At 58.6% G+C, this 736-nt stretch carries 2 tRNA genes and 1 rRNA gene; all 3 read left to right on the forward strand.

Annotated features, from left to right (window positions below):
• Positions 1-90, forward strand: a 16S ribosomal RNA gene (locus tag AC5W54_RS22495); the annotation flags it as partial.
• Positions 91-282: 192 nt separating this feature from the next.
• Positions 283-359 (forward strand) — tRNA-Ile (locus tag AC5W54_RS22500).
• A gap of 199 nt (positions 360-558) precedes the next feature.
• Positions 559-634: transfer RNA gene (locus AC5W54_RS22505), tRNA-Ala, on the forward strand.
• The last annotated feature ends 102 nt before the right edge of the window (positions 635-736 follow it).

Below are 736 nucleotides of genomic sequence, written 5' to 3' on the forward strand. Positions count from 1 at the left end.
GGGGGAGCGATCACCACGGTGTGGTTCATGACTGGGGTGAAGTCGTAACAAGGTAGCCGTAGGGGAACCTGCGGCTGGATCACCTCCTTACCGACGACGTCACCGGCTGTCGGCAAGTGCTCACACTGAATTACCTGATCGGCCAGAGCAAAGACTGTTTGGGTAAAGGCCCAGCGTGACCCCGGGTTTCGCTCAGTTGGTTGGAGTGCGCCCCCTGACCTTTGTGGAGAGGAGGGTGAGGTCGGCAAGCCGACACGTTCCGTCAGCGAGTGACATGGTGTTGGGTCTGTAGCTCAGTTGGTTAGAGCGCACCCCTGATAAGGGTGAGGTCGGCAGTTCAAGTCTGCCCAGACCCACCATTCTCCGAGCCGCCGGGACGCTCAGTTGGTGAGCGCGCGCCCCCGGAAGTGCTGTAAAGAGGAGGGTGAGGTCGCCGGGTTTTGTTCAAGTCTGCCCAGACCCACCAACGCACGCTGTAAGCTATAAGCTTGAAGCTGGAAGATAACCCCAGCCGGGTGTCCTTCAAGCTTTCAGCTTCAAGCTTCCAGCTAAGCTTCAGGGGCCTTAGCTCAGCTGGGAGAGCGCCTGCCTTGCACGCAGGAGGTCAGCGGTTCGATCCCGCTAGGCTCCACCACTCCGCCCCGCAGTCTTAGCTGATCGGATCCGCAGTCACAAGCCATCGTCACATCAAGTGATGTCAGGTTTTTGACTGTCGATTGACAGTGGCTCTTTAACA

Source organism: Halomonas sp. LMYGS-3, from assembly GCF_059509875.1.